The organism is Mesorhizobium sp. M1A.F.Ca.IN.020.04.1.1 (genome assembly GCF_003997315.1).
Taxonomy (GTDB): Bacteria; Pseudomonadota; Alphaproteobacteria; order Rhizobiales; family Rhizobiaceae; genus Mesorhizobium.
In genome coordinates this window covers 1-15,653 of the sequence record NZ_RZSN01000145.1, presented here as the reverse complement: position 1 = coordinate 15,653, position 15,653 = coordinate 1, and the positions used below count along the sequence as shown (strand labels likewise).

20 protein-coding genes are annotated in these 15,653 nt (G+C 63.0%); 7 read left to right on the top strand and 13 right to left on the bottom strand.

Annotated elements, in window-relative coordinates:
* From EOA49_RS24040 to EOA49_RS24020, 6 genes are all read right to left on the bottom strand, one after another.
* Positions 1-1,263, bottom strand: a 1,263-nt coding sequence (locus EOA49_RS24040; protein WP_206520214.1) for a DUF1073 domain-containing protein, incomplete at its 3' end; no start/stop codon positions are given.
* Entirely contained in the window at positions 1,260-2,909 is a 1,650-nt protein-coding gene (gene terL / locus EOA49_RS33625; RefSeq protein ID WP_245460776.1) for a phage terminase large subunit, read from the bottom strand. The genes EOA49_RS24040 and terL, both read right to left, overlap by 4 nt.
* A 5-nt stretch (positions 2,910-2,914) precedes the next feature.
* Positions 2,915-3,550: a helix-turn-helix domain-containing protein gene (locus EOA49_RS24030; RefSeq protein ID WP_127239316.1), complete on the bottom strand. Its 636-nt coding sequence runs from the start codon at positions 3,548-3,550 to the stop codon at positions 2,915-2,917.
* A gap of 250 nt (positions 3,551-3,800) precedes the next feature.
* Positions 3,801-3,950 carry a hypothetical protein gene (locus tag EOA49_RS32795; protein ID WP_164746622.1) on the bottom strand — a complete coding sequence of 50 codons (150 nt, stop codon included), beginning with the start codon at positions 3,948-3,950 and terminating at the stop codon, positions 3,801-3,803.
* Positions 3,940-4,680 carry a ParB/RepB/Spo0J family partition protein gene (locus tag EOA49_RS24025; protein ID WP_127239315.1) on the bottom strand — a complete coding sequence of 247 codons (741 nt, stop codon included), beginning with the start codon at positions 4,678-4,680 and terminating at the stop codon, positions 3,940-3,942. Before EOA49_RS24025 ends, EOA49_RS32795 begins: the two co-directional genes overlap by 11 nt.
* The gene (locus tag EOA49_RS24020; RefSeq protein ID WP_127239314.1) at positions 4,658-5,923 is read right to left on the bottom strand and encodes a hypothetical protein; all 1,266 of its coding nucleotides are present in this window, start codon (positions 5,921-5,923) and stop codon (positions 4,658-4,660) included. The genes EOA49_RS24025 and EOA49_RS24020 overlap by 23 nt, the downstream gene beginning before the upstream one ends.
* 147 nt (positions 5,924-6,070) lie before the next feature.
* Here EOA49_RS24020 and EOA49_RS24015 point away from each other — a divergent pair, with 147 nt between their 5' ends.
* From EOA49_RS24015 to EOA49_RS23985, 7 genes are all read left to right on the top strand, one after another.
* Positions 6,071-6,322 (top strand): hypothetical protein, encoded by a 252-nt coding sequence (locus tag EOA49_RS24015; RefSeq protein WP_127239313.1) that lies wholly within the window; start codon positions 6,071-6,073, stop codon positions 6,320-6,322.
* 129 nt (positions 6,323-6,451) lie between these two features.
* The gene (locus tag EOA49_RS24010; RefSeq protein ID WP_127239312.1) at positions 6,452-6,718 is read left to right on the top strand and encodes a hypothetical protein; all 267 of its coding nucleotides are present in this window, start codon (positions 6,452-6,454) and stop codon (positions 6,716-6,718) included.
* A complete protein-coding gene (locus tag EOA49_RS24005; protein WP_127239311.1) occupies positions 6,715-8,286 on the top strand; it encodes a DUF4942 domain-containing protein in 1,572 nt (523 codons plus the stop codon). Before EOA49_RS24010 ends, EOA49_RS24005 begins: the two co-directional genes overlap by 4 nt.
* Before the next feature lie 65 nt (positions 8,287-8,351).
* A complete protein-coding gene (locus tag EOA49_RS24000; RefSeq protein WP_066993672.1) occupies positions 8,352-8,708 on the top strand; it encodes a hypothetical protein in 357 nt (118 codons plus the stop codon).
* Positions 8,693-9,142, top strand: a complete 450-nt coding sequence (locus tag EOA49_RS23995) for a hypothetical protein (protein ID WP_127239310.1) — start codon at positions 8,693-8,695, stop codon at positions 9,140-9,142. Before EOA49_RS24000 ends, EOA49_RS23995 begins: the two co-directional genes overlap by 16 nt.
* Positions 9,143-9,209: 67 nt before the next feature.
* Positions 9,210-9,845: a hypothetical protein gene (locus tag EOA49_RS23990; RefSeq protein ID WP_127239309.1), complete on the top strand. Its 636-nt coding sequence runs from the start codon at positions 9,210-9,212 to the stop codon at positions 9,843-9,845.
* Positions 9,846-10,139: 294 nt separating this feature from the next.
* Complete coding sequence (locus tag EOA49_RS23985) at positions 10,140-10,997, top strand: ParB/RepB/Spo0J family partition protein (RefSeq protein ID WP_127239308.1); 858 nt, start codon at positions 10,140-10,142, stop codon at positions 10,995-10,997.
* Between the two features lie 107 nt (positions 10,998-11,104).
* Here the strand turns inward: EOA49_RS23985 and EOA49_RS23980 are convergent, their stop codons facing one another.
* From EOA49_RS23980 to EOA49_RS23950, 7 genes are read right to left on the bottom strand one after another with little or no spacing between them, the layout of a single operon-like run.
* Positions 11,105-11,377 (bottom strand): hypothetical protein, encoded by a 273-nt coding sequence (locus EOA49_RS23980; RefSeq protein ID WP_127239307.1) that lies wholly within the window; start codon positions 11,375-11,377, stop codon positions 11,105-11,107.
* Positions 11,378-11,602 (bottom strand): hypothetical protein, encoded by a 225-nt coding sequence (locus EOA49_RS23975; RefSeq protein ID WP_127239306.1) that lies wholly within the window; start codon positions 11,600-11,602, stop codon positions 11,378-11,380. It abuts the gene before it with no gap.
* A gap of 47 nt (positions 11,603-11,649) precedes the next feature.
* Positions 11,650-12,498 (bottom strand): hypothetical protein, encoded by an 849-nt coding sequence (locus EOA49_RS23970; RefSeq protein WP_127239305.1) that lies wholly within the window; start codon positions 12,496-12,498, stop codon positions 11,650-11,652.
* On the bottom strand, positions 12,495-12,995 hold the full coding sequence (locus EOA49_RS23965; RefSeq protein ID WP_127239304.1) for a hypothetical protein: 501 nt from the start codon (positions 12,993-12,995) through the stop codon (positions 12,495-12,497). Before EOA49_RS23965 ends, EOA49_RS23970 begins: the two co-directional genes overlap by 4 nt.
* Entirely contained in the window at positions 12,992-13,978 is a 987-nt protein-coding gene (locus EOA49_RS23960; RefSeq protein WP_206519849.1) for a phosphoadenosine phosphosulfate reductase family protein, read from the bottom strand. The genes EOA49_RS23965 and EOA49_RS23960 overlap by 4 nt, the downstream gene beginning before the upstream one ends.
* Positions 13,975-15,087, bottom strand: coding sequence for an SAM-dependent methyltransferase (locus tag EOA49_RS23955; RefSeq protein ID WP_127239302.1), 1,113 nt, complete (start codon positions 15,085-15,087; stop codon positions 13,975-13,977). The genes EOA49_RS23960 and EOA49_RS23955 overlap by 4 nt, the downstream gene beginning before the upstream one ends.
* A 3-nt stretch (positions 15,088-15,090) precedes the next feature.
* Positions 15,091-15,441: a hypothetical protein gene (locus EOA49_RS23950; RefSeq protein WP_127239301.1), complete on the bottom strand. Its 351-nt coding sequence runs from the start codon at positions 15,439-15,441 to the stop codon at positions 15,091-15,093.
* Positions 15,442-15,653 lie beyond the last annotated feature (212 nt).

Below are 15,653 nucleotides of genomic sequence, written 5' to 3'. Positions count from 1 at the left end.
CGGCCGGCGAAACAGGTGCTCCTGGAAGGAGTGAACGTAGTCGTAGAAGACCTGGATTTCGCCCTCGGAGGAGGCGTTCAAGCCGGCCGGCTGGACGCCGAGCAGCTTGACCAGCGGAATGTGGCTCACCGACGCCATGTGCTCTTGCGCCTGCGCCTGGAGCACGTCGAGCCCAGACAGCGGAGCCGCGACGTTCTTGAAGTCCTCGGTATCCTTGTCGATCATCATCAGGCCGCGATTGGACCTGACCAAATTGAAAAGTTCAGCGCGCCGGAAGAGCTGGTCGCCGTCGGCCTGCAGCGTCTCGCCGAGATTGGTGGCGAGCAGGAACACGCTGAACATCGAGATGATGTCGTTCACCGACTGGCGGGGTTCCAGCCAGTTATCGACATAGGGCTTGCACATCTGCGAGAGCGACAAGCCGCCGAACGAATAGGTCGGCTTCAACAGGTCGGGCACCTCGCGACCGATCAGCGTGATCAGGCGCGAGGTGTGGACCATCTTGGCCTGTACATACCAGCTGTCGGGCCGATACCAGTTGTCCTTGAGCGGATCGCTCGAGTTGTAGTTGGTCGGATAGCACCAGACCGCCTCGACGGTGCGCAGCGCCTGGATCGGCTTCTTGGCGAACTTGGTGACGCTGAGCTTGTCCCAGCCGTTGCCGATCGGCTTTTGCAGCTCGTCGGCATCGTCAGTGTCGCCGGTGTCGATGTAGATGTGACCGCGGCCGAAGAAGCCGTCCTGCTCGGCGGCGCGGCAGAACATGTCGCGCACGTTGAGGCGCTTGAACTCGGTCTCCAGCTCCGCGATCTTGTCGGCCTTGTCCTCGCCGTCGTTCGAGGTGAAGCGGATCCATTTGCGCGTCATCTCGGTGGCGATCGTCTCGGAGATCACCCGGTATTCCGGGCGCTGCGCCAGCTCCGAGAGATAGGCGTAGCCGAGGAAGGTGATCCCCTCCGAGAAGTAGCCGCTCAGCGCGAAGCCGTTGGCCCAGCTTTGAACCGCGCCGACGGCGCTGTCCATGGCAAGCCCCGTATTGCCCGACGGAAGCACGCCATCAGGGTGCTTGGGCAAGGTGAAGACCGGCACCGGCTGTTTCGGTGCGGCCGCTTGCGCGCGGATCGCCGACAGCATCGCATCCGAGATGCGCGTGGGAGGACGCGCTCCTGGAGGAACTGCTGCCGGCGGCGCCGACGCAGGGACGTCGGCGACTGGCCCGCGTGTCCAACGACGGCGCAATGCGCCCCAAAGTTTCTTGATCATCGCGGCTCAGGCTGGGCAGCGCGCCGAAGGACGTCGTCGCTGATCACCATGGCCCCCTTGATGTTAAGCAGCCTCGTAAAGGCTCCGGAAGATGCGTCGACCTGGTCCATCAGCTTGGAGGCTGGGAACAGGCAGAGTTCGTCGAGGTAGAGCGTGTTCCACTCACCTTCGACGATGTAGACGTTGCCGTGCTCGCATTGCGCGGCGAACGGCTCGGCGCGCGTGACCTTGTCACCGGTCTCGCCCTCGGCATGCACCTTGTAGCCGGCGAGCTGCGCGACGAAATCCTGCACCTGCGCCTTGCCGGCCTGCCCAGGATCTTGCGGCAGGCTGATGTGGACCGTCTTGCCGTCGAGCGCGGCCTGCGTCTCGATCGTCTTGCGGACCGACTTGCCTTCCTCGCGCAACGTCACGACATGGCCGACATAGTAGCGGCCCTCGGAATCGCGGCCGAGCTTGACGCCGGCGGTGCGAGCGCCAGTGCCGCCGCGCGTGCCGGCCAAGTCCCAATGGCGGACCCAGATGGTGCCCTTCGGCGCTGCCCTGACGATGCGGCCCTCGAACCAGGCGCGCTGGAACATGCCGCCGGCGCGCGGCGCTGGTCGCTGCTGATACTGGCCCGCGACGGCATACGACGTCATGTCGTTGTAGAGCTGTTTCAGCTCATCGGGCGGGAAGCGGATCGGATCGAGGATCTCGCCGTCTTGCGTGCGAGGATCCTGCCGCCAGACTAGCTGGAGCTTGATCGCCTCGATCTCGGCGCGACGCTCGTCCGGCAGATTGTCGTTCTCGCCGTACCAGTGCTGCTTGCTCGCGTCATAGCGCGCCAGGATAGGCTCGCCGACGGAACTGGAAACCTTGACCGGGGTGTAGCAGCAGCGGTCGGGCTCGAACTGCATCGGCAGGCACAGATGGACGTAATCCATCTTGCCGTCGAGGATGACGCCCGTGACGTCGGCCTCATGCAGGCGCTGCATGATGACGATGATCACGCTCCGCTTCTGGTCGTTCAGGCGGTTTTGCGCGCCCTCGCGAAACTTGCGGGTCGTGGCGGTGCGCTCGGTCGCCGATTCCGCCGTCTCGGTCGAGTGCGGATCGTCGATGATCAGGCGATCGCCACGCTGCGAGGTGAGCGAGCCGAACGCCACGCCCTCGCGGGTGCCGGTGCTGTTGTTGGCAAACGAGGTCTCGGCCCTGCGGCTGAGATAAACCTCGGGCCAGCGGTCCTGGTACCAGCGAGACAGGATCAGATCGCGGCATTTGCGGGTGTCGCGATTGACCGGCCCGTCGTTATACGCCGTCGACAGATACCGCATGCCGGGCCGGCCGGCCGGTCCCCACTCCCAGGCCTGCAACAGCACCGAGACGAGCAGCGATTTCGATGTGCCGGGCGGCACGTTGATGACGAGGCGATTGCGCAGGCCCAGCTCGAGAAACTTGCCCTCGACCAGCGCTTGCAGATGGTCGCAAACCACCTGCATGTGCCAGTTCCAGACCAGCGGCGTCTCCGGCTCGAGTTCGAGCCACGCCATCTTGACGAACTCGGCGAACGATCCCTTGGCCTTGCGCCGGTCTCGCTCGATCAGCAGGTCTTCGAGGTCGGGGGCAATGAGCGGCGCGCGGGCGGCGGCAGACTTCTGCGCCATTCAATTCACCCTTGCGCTTCGGCGGCCTTCCGTCGTTGCGCTGCCGCAATCAGGACGTCCAACTCCTCGTCGGTGTAGTCTTTCGGGTTCGCCCGTGCTTGCGTCTCGACCGGGCCGCCATTCTTGCCGGTCTGCTCGACGCGGCGCACATAGCCCCGGTCCTTGCCTTTGAGCTCCAGGTACCAGCGCACGGTCTGCAAATCGCCAGAGCGAAGCGCGATCACCACCTGCCCCTCGGCAACGTCGAGCAACTCGTCGGCGATCTCGGAATCGGCCTCCTGGATTTCAGGATGCTCGTTCAGGAAGGCGTAGAGCGTGGTGCGGCCGACGTTCAGCTTCTCCGCCGCGACCGTCTTGATGCCGCCGCACTGGCGCAGCATCGCGATCACGCGCGGCACGTCGCGCTCGGTCAGTTTCGGCGATGCCCCGCCCCGGTTGCCTTCCGCCGGCTTCGGCTGTGGTGCCGGCTCAGGCTTGGGAGCAGGCTTCGGCGCCACAGGAGGCGATGCCTTGCTGGCCGGCTTCTTCTTGCCGCGCGCCGGCCTTTTTTTCGGCTCGGCTTTCGGCTTCGCTGTGGCCGTTTCAGCCTTGGCCTTGGCCTTCGGCTTCGATGTCGTCACGCTGGTCGTGGTCTTGATCATCGGACGACTCGCGCGTGCGAGTGTTCGGAATGTTCGGGATGGCTCTTTTTTTTGCCACCCATCCCGCAACCCATGGACATCATGCCGCGAGCCGAACCGAATGCGATTGTGCTGGTCAAATCGGGCCGCAAAGCGTTGCTGGGCATAAGGTCTGCAAACATGCGCCGAAATGCAAACTGACCCATAATGCTTGACGCTGCGGCCACGCTAACCACCGGCACTACGTTACACACACACGAATGCATCTGGATCACGGAAGGAGGACGCGTGCGAGGTACACGGCGAAGGTGAACGACAGGATGGCGAGCACCACGATAAACGGGGTGCCGAATGGCGGGCCGGCGATGGGCGCTTCGGGCTTGGGAAACGAGCCGCGCAAGCTGGGCAGTTCATGCCGCATCGGATTTGTCCTCCGCTTCCGCTTCGAGTTGATCCAGCCGCTCGCCGGCAAGGCGCGCCATGACCGATAGGGCGATGCCCGAATTGACGATGTTGAGCTGGCTCTTGGTGCGCACGATGGCGTCGAAGAACTCGTCGAACTTCGACTGCGGCGCGGCATGGATGCGGAAGCGCTTGGCCCTTTTGGCGAGTGCCTCCAGCTCTACCTCGAAACGCACGCGGTCTTCCGGCAGGAAGGAGAACAGCAGCTCGTCGTATTTGATGTTCGCCCCGCCGAGCGCGGTCGCACCTGGTCCCTTGTCGCCAGAGAGCACGCTGTCATCGAGACCGGAGAACTTCTTCGCATCGATGTCGAGCGAGGCGTAGAGCTGGGCAAGCAGCGACTGGTCATCCTCGCCGTTGATCGAGTTGTGGCTGAGCTGGATCGCCACCTTGCGCTTTTCCGTCAACAGCGTGGTGATCACGAGCGCGTCGACCAGCCGCAGGCCGGCCTCGATCGCGGCGGCCGTGCGGTGATGTCCGGACAGGATCTCGAGAGAGCCGTCTTTGTTCTGGCACACCAGGACCGTGGTGGTGAGGCGTCCATCGATTTTGACGTTCTCGACAAGGCGCTTGAACATGGCCGGTGCCATGTAGTGCGCGTTCTTCTCGCGGCGGCGGAGCGTCTTCGGATCAACCTGGCGCGCCTCGATTTCGAGGGCCTTCCAGTCAACGCTTGAAGTGCTTGCCATACCACCACTCGAACGCTTGTTGCGGCGTCTCGTCGATGCGGGCGCCGACGTAATGCAGGCGGAACTTGCCTTCCAGCCCGTCGATCTCTTCGCGCTTGGTCTGCTCGAAGATGCCGCGATATTTCATCGATACCGGATGGTCCGAGAACGCCGAGGTTTGCACCTTGTCGAAACGGTCGATGAAGCGCTTGCCCATGTCGCGCAGCAGCTCGCCGTTGCAGGCAAGCCTGGTGACGAGCTTCGACAGCCTGCCCTCGCGCGAGATGGCGAAGTCGGACAGCAGATAGATCGACCGCTTCGCGAATTTGTCGAGATTGTAGATCAGTCCGCCGACCAGCATGTCGTCGACCCGCACCAGATAGTTCACCATGCCGGGCGTGTGGGTGATGCCCTTTTTCAGGTAGACGTCCTTAAGGAACGTCATCTGGGCGGCATCGGCCCGGCCGATCGTCACCACCGAATCCGGCTTGATCTTGTCGAGGTCGATCGGCTTGTAGCGGAACGGCGCTGACCGCGGCACGAGCTGCAGGTAGGACGACTTGCCGGTCGATACGTAGCAGTAGTGCGGGTGGCCCCGGCCGGAGACGAATTCCAGCTCCGGTTTCAGATCGTCGTAAATCTGGTCCGAGAGGATGCAGTAGGGGACGCCTGCCTGCCGCACGCGCTCGATGAGACCGCGCAGCGCCTTGGGGTCGAACAGCTCATATCGGGGAGCTTCCCATTTGATGTTCTCGGCCAGGAACTCGAACATCTTTTCATAGCCGCCCTTGTAGAACGGCGGGTAGGAGAAGATCGCGGCCTTGCGCTCGATCGCCTCCTCGAGATGCAGGATCCAGTCGCGCGGCGAATAGCTCTTGATCGGGATCATGCCCGGAAGCTTGCGGACCTTCTCCAGGGTGCGCTCGACATAGCTGCCGAAGTTCGCAACCAGGTGCTCGCGATGGCTGGTCTTGTAGGCGTTCGCCTTGCCGCCAGCGAAGCGCCCGAGATTGAAGCCGACGGCCAGCGCGGCGAGGCGCTGATCCGGCTCCCGAAAGTCGAACTCGTTCACGAAGTCGAGCGCGCCGTGAAACTCATAGTCTATCGGCTTGCCCAGCACGTAACCGGCGATGGCTGACGAGTAGAGGCTGACGTCGTTGGAGTGCATCTCAACGCCGGGGAAAGTGGCGAGCGTGATCTGCTCGAACCGGAACGTTCCGGAACAGCAATTATAGACCCGGCCCCACTTGTCGACCTCAGACACGCGAAGGATTTGCGCGATGCATTCCTTCGGCACAACGCCTTGAAACATAACGCCGAGGGCCTCGCTTTTTCACTTGCATCGGAGGTGTAACTGAATAAGTTGCTTGTAACCAGAACGGTTACTTTCCCTACCACGGATCACCGACCAATGACGCTCAACGACCTCGCGGCCAGCCTTCATCAGAAGTCCGGCTTCGGCGGCGCTCGCCTGGAAGCGATCACCTTCGCCGCTGCCATCGGCTTGGCCCGCTACGCCGGTGCCGAGCACCAGACCTATTTCAAGCGGCGCTTCGCCGAAACCATTGAGAAACTAAGCTCTGACGACGTGCTCGACGTCGTGGGCTTTATGGCGAAAGAGGCTGGCATTCAGCCCTCGCCGGACGGCTTCAACACCAACTGATTTTTCAGGGACCGGCCGAATCGCGAAGCAATATCAGGCTGCGCGATTTCTGCCTCTCCCCCCGGCTTTTTGTCAAGCGGCGTTCGCAACCATTTTGGCAACCAATCCCTACCACAGAGACCAGAGACCATGACCGACAAGATGACTCAATACGAGTTCACCCTGCTCGACGGCAGCAAGCGCTACGAGTTCGTGAGCGAGCTTGGCGACGCGTTCGCCTTCCAGCGCATGCACAAGGCGCGATCCTTCAAGCCGGTGGACGCGGCCGACCCATGGGAGACCGCCGCCCGAGCCGCAGGTTGGGAACAGAGAGACAGCCATTTCACGCGCTGCGGTGTGTCGATTGCATACGTCGATTGGAAGACTCTTTGCATCGCAGAAGGGATCAGCCCATGAACGCGCTCATCCCGCGCAACACGATCGAACAGATCGTCGCCTACCGCGATGCAGCCGTGGCCGCCTATCATGGCGCATTCGCCTCGATCGAGCAGGCTGATCGGGAATTGAAGAAGGCGGCGGCGCTCTGGAAAGCGGCCGCCGGAGATCATGCCTGCTCTCGATACGGAGACCGCGACAACCGCGAGGTCAGGGCATTTTTCGAGGCCGTCGATTTGCCCGACGCCGAGCAGTGGAAGCGCACGGCTATCCGGCTGATCGACATCTCGTGCTGGCATTACCTGGTCCAGATGACCGACCTCGAGATCCTGATGGACAAGCACGCCAAGGACGAGCTGCGCGATACTCTCAGGTGGGTGCCAGAACGCTACGACCACCGGCACGGCGACGGAAAGGAACTGGTCAATCTCGACGAGATCATGGGGATCCCGCCGGTCACCGTCGACAACGTGTACGCCACGATCGACAAGTGGGCCGGCGAATCCGAAATGATCTTCCGCCGGGGCATCGCCACGGCGTTTTCCAAGCTCGATCGCCGTTTCCGTTCGCACGACGGCTTCAAGGTCGGCAGTCGCATGATCCTGCCCTACGCCTTCGACCGCGACCACGGCAACGTAACGTGGGGCGGAATATGGGAGACGGTGCGCGATATCGAGCGGACGTTCTCAATCCTCGACGGCAAGAAGCCGACCTACAACAGCACCGAGAACCAGGTGCGAGCCGAGCGCAGGGGCTTTCAGCCTCAGCAGTCCGAACATCACGGCGAGTATTTCAGGATCGTGGCCTACAAGAACGGCAACGCGCATCTCTGGTTCACGCGTGACGACCTGGTGGAAAGGGTCAACAAGATGCTCGCCGAATACTATGGCGAGGTGATCGGCGACGGCCAGACGCGCGAGCAGGACGATCTGTTCCGGAACCGCAAGACCTCGCCGGCGAAGAACTTCGGCTTTTTCCCGACGCCGGACGAGGCGGCCGACGAGCTCTTGAAGGGCATTCCGATCATGCAGGCCAGCGATGCGCCGCGCCTTCGGATCCTCGAACCCAGCGCCGGCACCGGCAACCTCGCGCGACGTTGCCTGTCCAGCATCGACGATTTCGCCGATCATTACGGCTACGGGGACGAGGCCCGGACGGACCGCTGGCGCAAGGAATACCGCTTCGACAACCAGGTCGATTGCGTGGAGCTTCAGCCAGCCCTCGCCGCAGCGCTCGAGGCGCAGCGCATTTATCGCAAGGTGTACGCCACCGACTTCCTGGCGCTCCGCCCCGCGGTCACCGGGAAATACGATCGCATCATCATGAACCCGCCGTTCGACATGGAGCGCGACATCGACCATGTGGTGCACGCCCTCGACTTCCTGGAAGACGGCGGGTGCCTCGCTGCAATCATGTCGGCCGGCACCGAGTTTCGCGAGACGCGCAAGGCCATCGCCTTCCGGGTTTTGATCGAAAAGCTGAACGGCCAGTTCCGCTATCTGCCGCACGGCTCCTTCGCCGAGGTCGGGACCTACGTGAACACCGTCACGGTCAAGCTATGGAAGGACGGCCGCAAAAATTACTTTTAGCTTGCCCATATTGTAACCAAATTGGTTACATCGTAGGATCGTTATGCCTACCACGGAGTCCAAAAGTGTTTCGCCCGTTACCAGAAGACGAGGAGGAGCGGCGGCGCCGGCTCCCCACCATTAGCCAGGCCCTAGACATGTGGTCGTCCTGGCATAGCGACTGGTCGCCCCTCGGCTGCACCGGGGATTACGCCCTGGACATGCGGCTCGCAGATGCATTCCGCAATCTGCTCTACCGGCCGGAGCTTCGCGACCGGCTTGACTGGATCGAGCGACAGCTACGCGAGCCCCGTCATCGTGCGGCCGACGACCGCTACCAGGCCGAGCTGATCAAGTGGTGGCTCGAATTGTTCGCCAGCGAGACGCTCCCCACCATCAACCAACGCCTCGAGGCACGAGAACTGCAATGCGCTTCATCCTGATCGATTCCACACTCCGGCGCGCCATCGACTACCAGACGCCGCGCCCTCTGGGGCACCAGCTCTTCTGCGAACTTCTTGAGAGCGACAGCCTCGACCGCGTGGAGTTGGCGCCGGGGCTGGACCTCTGGCTCTCAACCGGACCATGGCGAAGGACGTTCCAGTTTTTCCGTTCGGGCGCCGAGTTCGCGGGCAATGGAATCCTGGCAGGACGAACGCTGCTCGACGACTTCAAGAGCCTGCCGCGCGCCATCAGTTTCGAGACGGTGACGGCGTGGGTCAATTATCCCGAAGTGCGCTTCGAGGCGCCGCAGCCGCGCCGAAAACATCAAAGGCCGACCGGGTTGCCCCTGATCGGCCTTCCTCTCCATCCCTACCACAGGACAGCGCCCGAAGGCGCTAGAGAGAGCCCTTACCTAATGCAGATGTACCGGTGAGGCAACCTTACCAAAATGGTAACACACAGTGTCATTTTGGTAGCTTGAGAAGTTCACCGGATTACATTTGGACCTGTCCAAAGCCCTACCACCGAAAGAGACGAAGATGCGCATTTTCACCAGCTCCTGGTTCACCAAGCTTCCGCCCGAAATCCAGAAGATCGGGGTGTCGAGGGGCACGCCGCGAGGATATCCGGCGGGCTTCCGCAAAATGCCCGAACTCGCCCCAGGCGAATGGTTCAAGACCGCCAGCGAGCGCGAGTATAAGCAGTTCTACTTCGAGGGCCTCGACAGGCTTGATCCCGGCCGGATCGTCGCCAAGATGGAAGACCTCTCGGGCGGCAGGGACGTCGCCCTGCTCTGCTACGAGGCCCCGACCGACAACCAGTATTGCCATCGCGCCTACATCTCGGTGTGGCTGAAAGAAAAGCTCCGGCTCGAGGTGTTCGAACACGGCCTGGAGGCCGAGGGCTGCGGTTGGCACCATCCCAAGCTGCCGGCGCAATACCGCCTGCGCCAGCCACCGCAGCCCCTCCAGGTCGCGCCCTACCTCGGCGCCGAGGCACCCGACCGCCAGGGCCGCGTCTGGAAGGTGATCGGCATCAACCCGGAACACGTCGACCAGGCACTCGTGCAATCCGGCGACGACCAGCTCTCGATTTCCGGCGCCACCCTGGAATCCCGTTTCAAGAAGGTGAATTGACCACCATCGAAGTGCTTGAAATTATTCGATTTTTTGGCTTATGCCTACTTGTAACCGATTTGGTAACACGCTAAGTTATCGAAGTAACTTAGAAATTCAGATCGGTGCAGCAGAAAGCCGTTTCCTTTCACCGCTGCAGCCTTCGCCGGAACGGACCTTTCAGCAATGGGCCGGCGATTGGTGACTTCTCGTCAAACTGACCGGCCGAGTGAAATCGAACCGGGGACGGGCCAGGCCTAGCATAACCGCCGGAGCCGCACCGATCTGGGTATCCCTACCACGGAGACCAAGACCATGAAGAAGCGTATCCCTCTCAGCGAGGTCATCCCGAACCCCGACCAGCCGCGCAAGCATTTCGACCCGGTGAAGCTTCGCGAGCTGGCTGAATCGATCCGCGAGCGCGGCCTGATCCAGGCCATCACGGTCCGGCCGGTCGGCGACGACCCTTGGATGATCGTCGGCGGCGAGCGCAGATGGCGCGCGCACCAGCTGATCGACTCGCCCGACATTCTCTGCGAGGTCGTGAAGATCGACGACAACGAGATGGCGCTGCAGGCGATTGTGGAAAACCTTGCCCGCGCCGACATCAAGCCGCTGGAGGAAGCACGCGCCTTTCAGGCGATGATCGACCGCGGCTGGACGGTCGAGCAGCTGGCGAAGGACATCGGCGTCCAGCCGACGCGCATCAAGGCCCGCACGGCGCTGCTCAATCTCGACGAGACGATCCAGAAGCTGGTCGACAGTGGAGCCTTCCCGCTCGGCCACGCAAACGACCTGGTCGACCTCCCCACGGCCGATCAGATCAACATCGTGAGGCTGTTCTCCAGCGGCAAGCTGAAAGACTGGTCGAGCATCAAGGCAGCGGCGCAAGCCGTCCGCGACCGCATCGAGCAGGGCGGCATGTTCGACGACGAGAACAGGCCGGAGCCCTCGAAAGACGATATCGCCGCCCTGAGCCGGATGAAGAAGACGGTCAAGCGCATCATCGCCGCCATCGCCGGCGGCTTCAAGGACGGCGAGTGCATCGCCTTGAAGTCGGTCGATCCCAGCAAGGCGGATAAGTGGGCCGACACGCTGGCGGCGGCGTCGCGCTCCATCCGTTCGATGGAGTCGCAGCTGCGCCAGGCACATGCGCGCTCGATGCTGGTGTAGGAATCCGGCACCGCTGGCTCCGGCCGGCGGGTGTGGTAGAGAGGGGCAGCGGATTGGTCTCCGCTGCCCCATTTTTTTGTCGAGTGTAGAGGCCCCGCCAGCGCGCGTCAGTCGCCGGCCTTCCCATCACACGCCCGATGGTCGCCGCGCTCGTCTTGGTCGGCCTCTGGCGGCACAGCAGCCGATTTCGCGACTTCCTTCGCCAATGCCCGGGCGCACCGCTCGCATTTGCCGATGTCACTCGGATCCTGCAGCCAGCCGGCGGCCGCGTCCTGAGAGCCGCATAGCGAGACGGCCAGGCCAACGCCCGGGCGCCGGAAGTAGTGCGCCTTGGTGGCTGTCGGCGATTTGATCGCCCAGCCCTCGCGGAAACTCGCCATTTATCTGTGCTCCACCGGGATCATCCGGCCCTTGCGAAAAATGCGCTCGGCCGCGTCGCGGGCCGTGGAGAGAGTTTCCCCGTCGCGCCTTAACCGGCCATTGAAGTAGGCCAACAAATGGTCGGTGACCGCCTTCTGCGCCTCCAGCTCGGTCGGGAACAGACGCGGCTTGCCGCCGTCCTCGAGCACCGGCTCAGCCTGCCCGTCCTCGGCAAAGCGCAACATGGCACGATGGCCGCCTCGGACGGGAACGGTATAGCCTTGGAAATGGTTCACTCGGCAGCCTCCAGAAACATGGCCATTTGCGTTGGCGGCCGATAGGGCGGCGCCGCTGTCAGGCCTTGATGAAGATCACGATGGAAGGCGCGGAGATGCGTAGATCGGTAAGCGACATCGCAGGTGAACCCGTCCACCTTGCCGCGAACTTTCGTCGCCTCGCGTCGCGCCGCCGCGTCCCATGCCTGGCTGTCGATCGAGGCGATGCGATGGTGGCCGCGCAATGCGATCGCCACAGCGCCTTTCACCCCGAACAGGTGGAAACGGACGTGGTGAGGCAGAACCGAGTCCAACCGATCGACGACGGAGACGACGCCGTCGGGACCGCCAAGATGCCGCCGGCACACCGAACCGATCCCCACCAGGTCAGGGAGCGGCGAAAACCGGTCGATGAGATCAGCGCAGCGCAGATAATCATCCGGCTGCCATCCCTGGAGAACCGGCATCGGCGGCTTGACGCCGGTGTCGGCCGCGACGAGCTGTGCCCATGCGAGTTTCGCAGCGGTGGCGACGACGCGCGCCCTCACCTCGGCCCGATCGTGCGCTACCTCGCGCTCGCAACAGAAATCCGGCGCCGCCCACCACTCCCATGGGAAGGCGCCAGCGAGCGCGACATATTGGTCGAGGGTCCAACGATAGAACCAATAGCGGACCATCGCGACAAATCCGGCGCTGTCGAGTGCCACCGGAATGCCGCAGAAAAGATCCGAGGCCGGGATCCGGAAGCGACCGGTCTTATGGTTGAAGAAGGCATTGGCGCTCACCAGCCCACCGCCACCGGGCAGACCGGCAACGACTCGAGCGAACGATGTGAAGCAGGCGGGGATGCCAAGGAAAACCTTCATGGACGCACCCATTCGGGTCGGCAATCCAGAATGTGTTTCCCCTTCATGCTCACGCCAGAGAACCGCCAGCCGGCTTGATAGAAGCAGTAGCCCCACACCGGATAGAGATGCCCGCGCGGGCCTTTGACCATCGTTGGTGGCACGTGGCGTGGATCGACGAAGGTAAACAGTCGCTCTCCGGGCCATCGCTCCCAGGCGATCGCCATCGCGTTGGAGAGGAGTTGGCTCGCAACATCGCCGGCCTCTCGCCGAAAGATGGCGCAATTGACACCCTCCTGGCCGTCGAAGCGATGCTTCTCGCGCCGCCATGCGGCGAGTGCGTCGGCGTCTGCGGTCAGCAGGACGAGTTTCTCGCCGGGGCCAACGAACAGTGCCGGGCGGCGACCGTCGGCGTAGCGACAACGGGAATAGTGACGGTCGAAGATCGCGCGCGCCGTGTCGTTGCCGTCGAGCACTTCGATCCAGCCTTCGCCGATGAGGAAAGGCTGGACGCTCATTCGCAGGCTCCCCACTGGTTGCAGATGGTGGAGACGTCGCGAGCGAACAGGGAGTATTGGCGACCGCCGCGGTCGGTCTTGGCCCATTCAACCATACGGCGGATGCCGAATTGTTCGAGCGAAAAGCGTTGCATCGCTAGACCGTCACGCTCGAGGGCCAGCCACTCACCCTCCATCACCGGGTCATTGACGATATTGAAGAAAGTGGCGTGGCCCCTCTTGCAGGCCTCGCTGACGATCGCCTCCCACGCCTCGAGCCGTTCGATTTGCTCGGGGAAGTGCCCGTCGACCAATGCAAGTTCGGATTTCGCGCAGTTGATGCACGGAAAGCAGCCGACGCGCTTCAATCCCCAGCGGTAAAGTGGGTTGGGTTCGACACCATGACGGCGCGCAATGGCGAAGACTTCCTCGACGGTATCGACCCGAAGCAGAGGCCGGTAGACGTAGAGCTTGCCAGGGAGATCGACATGCTGACCCCCGATCCTCTGGAAAGGAGGGAGATGTCTCCGCACCTCGCTTTCGGCCGCGCGCACGCCCTGCCAGGAAATCACCGTAGCGCCGGTTGCCAAGAGAGGCCGAGTTATGCCTTCGTCTATCGGCTTGATCTTGAGCTCTTCTGTACAGAACTGTGCCTTCCGGCTCGGAAACCGGCCTTTCCAGAGGCAGAGATCAAGGAAGGGATTACCGGTCGGATCGAGCACATCGAGCGCTCGATCGACGATATCCACCGGGACGCCTGCACCTTGCCAATGGTTCTCTATGAACCACCGCTTGCGTCCGATCTGCTTGTCGAAATTCGCCTTCACCCATTCGACCCTCGGGCCGCCGGTCTTTAAATGGAGCGTGTTGACCGCCTCATAGGTTGCCGGGTGTTCATTACCGGTGTCGGCCGCCACGGCGCGAAACTCGATGCCTCGCTCGATCGCCCGGCAGTAGGTCGCCGTGCTGTCCTTGCCGCCCGACACGGAAACGATGTGCTTCACCGCGCCATCTCCCGCGCTGCCGCCCTCGGCCGATAATCCTTCCAGTCGACGCGGTTGATGACCGTCGGCCCGGCATAGTCGCCGACAAGGTTCTGTTCCCAGACGAACCAGGCCAGGTTCATGCGGCTCGAGGCTTCGTTCCCCTCCCAGCCGTCGCGATGCATCATCGGCAGGCGCCGCGTGAAGACGTGGATGCGCGCCGACTTGCAGTCGTCCATGGCATAGTTGCGGTCGGGATCGTCGAAGCCGCAGAGGAAATTCAGGTTGAGCAGCAGTGCCATCTTCGGGGGGCGGTGCACGCGCAGCGCATGCGCGACGAAAGCATTGAGCACCCCGCCGTAGGGAGGGTTGGAGGCGATATCGTCGCTATCGTCGCCTGCCTCGCTGGTGAGGAAGTCACGGACGTCCTGCAAGACGCCGTGGCGATCGGCGGTGCCGTAGTCGACGAGGTCGGAAAGCACGACGTCGTAACCAGCCGCCTCCAGCATGTGCGAGATCGCGCCGCGACCGCATGCCGGTTCCTTGATGCGAGGGCCGAAGGTTTCCAGCGCCAGCAGGGTGTGCATCGCTTCCGGGCACGTCTCGTAGAGATTGTTGCCGCGCTCGGCCGCGCTGGCGGTGTCGGTGCCGATCGCCACGCGCAGATTCGCCCGGCTCGGCTCGAGTCCTTCCGCGACGCGTCCGGCGATCACCCGCTCGACAATGCCAGGATCCCGCCGCTCGGCATCGGCCAGCTTGCGAGCGTCGTGGATTTCCTTTCGGGTGAGCCCGGCTTCGGCTGCCGTGAAACCGTTTCCGTCTGGAACGGTTTTCGGCCTGCCGCCCTTCGAGGCCTCCCCTTTTTCCTGGGCGGCAGTCCATTCGGTGGCAATCGTGATCTTCGCGCGCGTTTCGATCAGCAGCGCGTCACCCTGGAGCCGGCGTGCCTTCCGGATCAGATGCTCGCCGGCATGGAAGCGGGTGGCGTAGCTGCCTGCCGCCTTCGCCTGGTCATAGGCGCCAGCGGCCAGCATGCGTGCCGATGCGACGTCGCCGTCGTCGAACAGCATCCGAGCTCGCTCGATGACATGAGCGAGTCCGGAATCGTCGAAGGGGACAACCGCCTCCATGGCTTATGCCATTTCAGACAGCTTGGCCCGGGCCGGATCGAGCACCTCGAGTGTCGTCCTGATCTGGTGGAGATCGGCGTCGGTCTCCTGGTAGCAATTGTCCCTCACCAGCTTCGCCTGGGCGATGACGCGCTCGTACTCGACCGTCGCGGCGGCCTTGGTCGCTTCAAGTTCGGTCTCCTTGGTGCGCAGCAGGTCGATGTGCCGTTTCAGCGACATACCGGTGGTGGCGATCATGTTGCGAACCGAGGGTTTCGGCTGGGAGGGATCTCGGGCCAGTTCCTGGGAGACGGCTTCCGAGAAGTCTTCGTCGACATCCAGCGGCTCGGTGCCGGCGGTTTGTAGAGTGTCCATTTCAGTTGATCCTCAGGTAGATGCCGCGACACGACACGCGCGGGATTGCGCGGTCGCGAAGACGGCGGATGAAACGGGAAAGGCGGGCGATCATTGCGCTTGCTCGCCGTATTGCTCGGCGACGAGGACGCCGACGATCTCGTCGACATGGTCGTCGCTCCACCACTTGCCTTTCTTGGCGCCGATCACCTGGCCCTGCGCCGAGCGCCGAG

What these genes read in the sequence shown, in the direction of transcription:
- terL (WP_245460776.1), bottom strand. Translation starts at nt 2,909, where the DNA reads ATGGCGCAGAAGTCTGCCGCCGCCCGCGCGCCGCTCATTGCCCCCGAC.
- EOA49_RS23965 (WP_127239304.1), bottom strand. Translation starts at nt 12,995, where the DNA reads ATGAGCGTCCAGCCTTTCCTCATCGGCGAAGGCTGGATCGAAGTGCTC.
- EOA49_RS23970 (WP_127239305.1), bottom strand. Translation starts at nt 12,498, where the DNA reads ATGAAGGTTTTCCTTGGCATCCCCGCCTGCTTCACATCGTTCGCTCGA.
- EOA49_RS23950 (WP_127239301.1), bottom strand. Translation starts at nt 15,441, where the DNA reads ATGGACACTCTACAAACCGCCGGCACCGAGCCGCTGGATGTCGACGAA.
- EOA49_RS24030 (WP_127239316.1), bottom strand. Translation starts at nt 3,550, where the DNA reads ATGATCAAGACCACGACCAGCGTGACGACATCGAAGCCGAAGGCCAAG.
- EOA49_RS23985 (WP_127239308.1), top strand. Translation starts at nt 10,140, where the DNA reads ATGAAGAAGCGTATCCCTCTCAGCGAGGTCATCCCGAACCCCGACCAG.
- EOA49_RS24010 (WP_127239312.1), top strand. Translation starts at nt 6,452, where the DNA reads ATGACCGACAAGATGACTCAATACGAGTTCACCCTGCTCGACGGCAGC.
- EOA49_RS23975 (WP_127239306.1), bottom strand. Translation starts at nt 11,602, where the DNA reads ATGTTGCGCTTTGCCGAGGACGGGCAGGCTGAGCCGGTGCTCGAGGAC.
- EOA49_RS23995 (WP_127239310.1), top strand. Translation starts at nt 8,693, where the DNA reads ATGCGCTTCATCCTGATCGATTCCACACTCCGGCGCGCCATCGACTAC.
- EOA49_RS32795 (WP_164746622.1), bottom strand. Translation starts at nt 3,950, where the DNA reads ATGCGGCATGAACTGCCCAGCTTGCGCGGCTCGTTTCCCAAGCCCGAA.
- EOA49_RS24015 (WP_127239313.1), top strand. Translation starts at nt 6,071, where the DNA reads ATGACGCTCAACGACCTCGCGGCCAGCCTTCATCAGAAGTCCGGCTTC.
- EOA49_RS23980 (WP_127239307.1), bottom strand. Translation starts at nt 11,377, where the DNA reads ATGGCGAGTTTCCGCGAGGGCTGGGCGATCAAATCGCCGACAGCCACC.
- EOA49_RS24025 (WP_127239315.1), bottom strand. Translation starts at nt 4,680, where the DNA reads ATGGCAAGCACTTCAAGCGTTGACTGGAAGGCCCTCGAAATCGAGGCG.
- EOA49_RS23955 (WP_127239302.1), bottom strand. Translation starts at nt 15,087, where the DNA reads ATGGAGGCGGTTGTCCCCTTCGACGATTCCGGACTCGCTCATGTCATC.
- EOA49_RS24005 (WP_127239311.1), top strand. Translation starts at nt 6,715, where the DNA reads ATGAACGCGCTCATCCCGCGCAACACGATCGAACAGATCGTCGCCTAC.